The 5,089-nt window shown below is 64.0% G+C and carries 4 protein-coding genes and 1 pseudogene; 2 read left to right on the top strand and 3 right to left on the bottom strand.

All coding sequences use genetic code 11. The annotated features are described in order from the left end of the window. Nucleotides 1-22 precede the first annotated feature (22 nt). Nucleotides 23-1,213 carry a serine hydrolase domain-containing protein gene (locus ABSG20_RS33750; protein WP_423868770.1) on the bottom strand — a complete coding sequence of 397 codons (1,191 nt, stop codon included), beginning with the start codon at nt 1,211-1,213 and terminating at the stop codon, nt 23-25. A gap of 337 nt (nt 1,214-1,550) precedes the next feature. Here ABSG20_RS33750 and ABSG20_RS33745 point away from each other — a divergent pair, with 337 nt between their 5' ends. Then, entirely contained in the window at nt 1,551-1,871 is a 321-nt protein-coding gene (locus ABSG20_RS33745) for a hypothetical protein (RefSeq protein WP_423868769.1), read from the top strand. A 181-nt stretch (nt 1,872-2,052) separates the two neighbouring features. Then, nucleotides 2,053-3,486, top strand: a complete 1,434-nt coding sequence (locus tag ABSG20_RS33740; protein WP_423868768.1) for an NAD-dependent succinate-semialdehyde dehydrogenase — start codon at nt 2,053-2,055, stop codon at nt 3,484-3,486. A 27-nt stretch (nt 3,487-3,513) separates the two neighbouring features. Here ABSG20_RS33740 and ABSG20_RS33735 read toward each other — a convergent pair whose 3' ends face one another. Next, complete coding sequence (locus tag ABSG20_RS33735; protein ID WP_423868767.1) at nt 3,514-4,791, bottom strand: DUF763 domain-containing protein; 1,278 nt, start codon at nt 4,789-4,791, stop codon at nt 3,514-3,516. Nucleotides 4,792-4,890: 99 nt separating this feature from the next. Next, a pseudogene (locus ABSG20_RS33730) lies at nt 4,891-5,089 on the bottom strand (phosphoribosylaminoimidazolesuccinocarboxamide synthase); the annotation flags it as partial.

Raw genomic sequence — 5,089 nt, 5'->3', positions numbered from 1 at the left:
TGCCGCTTTTCCGGATCATGCCCTACGCCGCCTTCTGGCCCGCCGCATCGAGCCCGGCATAGATGCCGCGCTCGAAGCCCGCAAAGGCTTCCAGGCAGTTGCCGTCCGCGAACGGCAAGACCTGCATCAGGATCACGCCGGCGACATCACGGGAGGGGTCGATCCAGAAATAGGTGTTGGCCAGGCCCGCCCAGGCGAGGCTGCCGGCGCTGCGGCCCTCGGGCGTCTTGGCGCTGTTGATCATGAAGCTCAGGCCCCATTTCTTCACGATATCAGGATAAAGATCGACATCGTTGCTATAGGGCAGCGCGACCGAGATCATCTTGGTCATGGCGAGTTCGCCGATGTGGTTCTGGCTCATCATCGCGACCGTTTCGGGCTTCAGCACCTGGTTGCCGTTGCCGCGGCCCTTGTTGAGAATCATCTGGGTGAACCTGATGTAATCGCCCGCGGTGCCGTAGAGACCGCCGCCGCCCATATGGAATTCCGGCTCCTGCTCGAGTTCGAACGGGATCGGCGCCAGCGTTCCATCGGGACCGCGCGCGTGCATGGCAACCAGCCGCTTGCGTTGCGATTCGCCGATCTTGAATCCCGTGTCATTCATGCCGAGCGGCGTCAACATCTGGTCACGCAGATAGGCGTCGAGCCGCTTGCCGCTCGCAACCTCCACCGCCTTGCCAACGAAATCGATGTTGGTGCCATATTCCCAGCGCGTGCCCGGGTCGGACATGATCGGGGTCTTCAAGGCGGCGTTCTGGCAGGTGATGATGCCGGGCGTGCCGGTCTTCTCCATATATTTCCCCATGTCGCCGTTCCACATATCGTAGCAGAAGCCGGCGGTGTGGGTCATGAGATGGCGCAGCGTGATCTCCTTCCTCGCCGGCCGCAGCTTCGGCTCGCCGGCGGCATCGAAGCCTTCGAGCACTTGCGGTGCGGCGATATCCGGCAGCACCTTGCCGATCGGGGCCTCAAGCGAGAGCTTGCCCTGCTCGACCAGCTGCATCGCGGCGGCTGTGGTGACCGCCTTGGTCATGGAGGCGATCCAGAACACGCTGTCCGGCGTCATGGCGTCGTCCTTGGACAGGTCGCGTTTGCCGAACGCGCCCTGATAGATCACTTCTTTGCCGTTGGCGGCCATCGCCACCACGCCTGGAATCTCCCTGGCGTCGGTTTTCTGGCGCAGGACCTGATCGATCGCAGCTTGATTTTGCATAGGTGTCACCTCCCGTTTTGTTTTTTGAAGTGGCCGATCTTCCTCCCGGCCACGCCTTCCCGCAAGCATCGGCTACCGTTGGATATGCATCGGTCGCAATCTCGTGATTGGCGGCCGGCAATGGGATGATTTCGGGGCGGCTATTCCGGCCGCCATAATTGTGATGCATTGGCTTGCATAACCGCGTGATCTCTTGCCAGGCCCACGCTATGCTGGCGCCCGATGCAGGAAGCGTTTTTCTGTGGTAAGCCTTTGTAATTGCGTTGCTAATGTAACCTGTCCGACCACCAATTTGATGCAATTGATTGCGGCGCTCTGAGGCCGCGAGGGGGTGACGATGATCTCGACCTGGAGCGAATGGAAGCGGTATCCCCGGGCCGGACGCGGCGAAAATATCGAAGCGCCGATCAGCCCGGGCCTCTACGAAGTGCGCAATGCCGCAACCGGCGCGCTGCACGCCTTCAGCGCGGTCGATAACGTGGCCCAGGCTTTGGCGCTGTTGCAGGTCGGTTCCAGAACATGGTTCGGCCGGCGCGAGCCCGCCAATCAGCCCGATCTCGAATACCGGACCTGTGCCACGTCCACCAAGGCGGACGCCAAGACCATGGCGGAGCGCATGATCGGCCGTCGCGAAACCTATATCAGTGGAGCGGCCTGAAGGCCCCTCCGGCCAATCTAGCCGGAACCCCGGGCGACTTCATGGGCTTGCCTTGAAATGTCGTCCGGCGATGTCTGGCCTTTGGCGCATCGCGGTCCTATTTCAGCTTGTGGCCGGCCGAGCCTATATGGCGCCCAAGGCCGACACGCATTCGGAAGCAAAACCTTGAGGGAGTAACGTCATGACCCCGACCGCCGCTGCACGCACGCCGCAAGCCTCCGCGCCATCGCTGCGCGACCGTCTGAAGGATCCGTCGCTGCCGGTCAACGGCGTGGAACTCGCCAAGGTGCCGGTCATGAGCACGGCGGAAGCAACCGAGGCCGTGGAAGCCGCCGAGCGCGCGTTTCCGGCCTGGGCCAAGCTCACCGCCAAGCAGCGCTCCAATATCTTGCGCCAATGGTTCGACCTGATCATCGCCAACCGCGAAGACCTGGCCCTGATCCTGACCTCCGAACAGGGCAAGCCGCTCACCGAGGCGCTTGGCGAAGTCGACATCGGCGGCGCCTATGTCGAATTCTTCGCCGAGGAGGCGCGGCGGGTCTATGGCGAAACCATTCCGACGCAGCGGCCGGATGCGCGGCTGTTGGCGATCCGCCAGCCGATCGGCGTCTGCGGCGCGATCACGCCGTGGAATTTTCCCTGTTCGATGATCACCCGCAAAGTCTCGCCGGCGCTGGCCGCCGGCTGCACCGTGGTGCTCAAGCCCGCCAACGAGACCCCGCTCACCGCGCTGGCGCTGGTGGCGCTGGCGGAGAAGGCCGGTGTCCCCAAGGGCGTGTTCAATATCCTCACCGGCAACTCGTCTGCGATCGGCAAAGTATTGTGCGAACATCCCGCGGTGCGATTTGTCGGCTTCACCGGATCGACCGAGGTCGGCAAGATCCTGTACCGGCAGGCTTCGGTCGGGGTGAAGAAGCTCGGCCTGGAGCTCGGCGGCAACGCGCCGTTCGTGGTGTTCGATGACGCCGACATCGACGCCGCGGTCGATGGCGCCATGGTCTCGAAATATCGCAACATGGGTCAGACCTGCGTCTGCGCCAACCGCCTCTATGCCCAGGACAAGATCTACGATCAATTCGTCGAGAAACTTTCGCAGAGGGTCGCGGCGATGAAGATCGGCGACGGCACCGAGCCAGGCGTGACGCAAGGGCCGCTGATCAACATGGAGGCGGTCGACAAGGTCGAAAAGCACATCGCCGACGCGCTCGCGCATGGCGCCAAGATCGTCACCGGGGGCAAGCGCCATGCGCTCGGCGGCAGCTTCTTCGAGCCGACGGTGCTCTCCAATGTCGCGCCCGATGCGCTGGTGTCGCGGGAAGAAACCTTCGGGCCGTTGGCGCCGGTGTTCCGCTTCAAGGACGAGGCCGACGTCATCGCGATGTGCAACAATTCGCCGTTTGGCCTCGCATCCTATTTCTATTCGCGCGATCTCGGCCGGGTCTGGCGGGTCGCCGAGGCCCTTGAATCCGGCATGGTCGGGGTCAACACCGGCTTGATCACGACCGAGGTGGCGCCGTTCGGCGGCGTCAAGGAAAGCGGCCTCGGCCGCGAGGGCTCGCGTCACGGCATGGAAGAATATGTCGAGATCAAATATGTGATGATGGCGGGGATCTAGGTCTGGACGCCGCGGCAAGCGCCGGCTTCAAGTTATTGCGGCTTCCGGCTCTCCGTTGCCGTCGGCGCCTGCCGCTTTCGCCGACGTCAGATCCCTCTCCCATCCGAATACGGACCGGCCGTCCAGCCGCGGAGAGATCTCGCGCTCGGTAGCGATGAAGGATTGCAACGAGGGTCCCTCGGCCGTTCGTTCGAGCCGGCGCGCCTGGTCGTCGAGACGCTTGAGAGCGTGCATCTCATCGTCGCGTCCGAGCTTTGCGTTTCGGATGGCCGACTTCATGACGCCGATGGTCTCGTCGTAGACCTTGATGGGGACCGGGTAGGGGTGCCTGTCCTTGCCGCCGTGCGCCAGCGAGAACCGGGCCGGATCTGCGAAACGGTAAGGCGCGCCGTGCACGACCTCGGCCACCATCGCCAGCGAACGAACCGTGCGCGCGCCGACGCCAGGCGTCAGCAGCAGATCGGGAAAGTCGATCGGACCGCGCTCGGCCGCCGCGGCGAGCGTGCCGTGGAGCCGCCGCTGGAAGACGTCGCTCGATCGCACGTCGTGATGCGCCGGCATGACCAGGTGCGGCAGCAGCGCCTGCGCCGGCCCCTCACCTGTCAGGGCCGCCAGTTCGAACACGATGCGATCCGGGCCCAGATCCTGCAGCAGGTCGAGTTGCCGCGCACGGGAAAGCTCAGCCCGCTTGTCCGTCAAGTTGATGATTTCGCCGTGCGCCGGCCCGTCGATCGCGCTGTGCGGTTCGTCGACGAAACTCCTGAGGTTTTCAGAATGCCAGTGGTATCGGCGCGCCTGCTTCTTGTCGCCGTTCATACCTTGTTGCACGACCGTCCACTTGCCATCGTCGCTGACGAAGAACCCGTGAAGGTACAAATCGAAGCCGTCCTGAACGGCGGCGCTGTCGACCTTCGCGACGAGACGGCTCGCGCGCGTCAGCTTGGCGGCGTCGAAGCCGACGCGCTCGCCGAGCAGAAGCAGCTCGTCGGGGGTCTTCCGCGAATGCCGGCCGCGGCCACCGCAGACGTGGATGCCGAGTTCGTTCGAGAGCGGTCCCAGACCGCGCTTGAGGGCACCAATGACGCTGGTCGTAATGCCCGATGAATGCCAGTCCATCCCCATGACGGCGCCGAACGACTGGAACCAGAACGGGTGCGACAGCCGCTGCAGGAATTCGTCGCGGCCGTAATGATGCACGATCGCCTGCGTGATGATGGCGCCCAGCGCCGACATTCGGTTCGCAAGCCACGGCGGAACGCGTCCGCCATGCAGGGGCAGATCAGCGCTGCCGGTGCGTCTTGTCATGCTGCCCTCGGAATCCGGAATCGTTGCAAGAGTATCACATCTTCCGCTCGACCATGGTAATACCGTGCCACCTCCGCACCGGTTCCGATCAGTCTGTGCTTACGCGATCTCCAACTCGGCCCCGGTTATGCGGCGATAGGCTTCGAGATAGCGCTTGCTGGTGGCCTCCACGACACGTGCCGGCAACGGCGGCGGCGGCGCCTCGCCGTTCCAGCGGCCGGCGCGGCGTTCGGCGTCAAGATAATCGCGCAAGGGCTGCTTGTCGAAACTCGGCTGCGGCCGGCCAGGCGCATAGGCG

Source organism: Bradyrhizobium sp., from assembly GCF_049512235.1.
Classification (GTDB): domain Bacteria; phylum Pseudomonadota; class Alphaproteobacteria; order Rhizobiales; family Xanthobacteraceae; genus Bradyrhizobium.
Note: the sequence above shows the minus strand (reverse complement) of the source record. Positions and strands in the feature narration are given on the sequence as shown.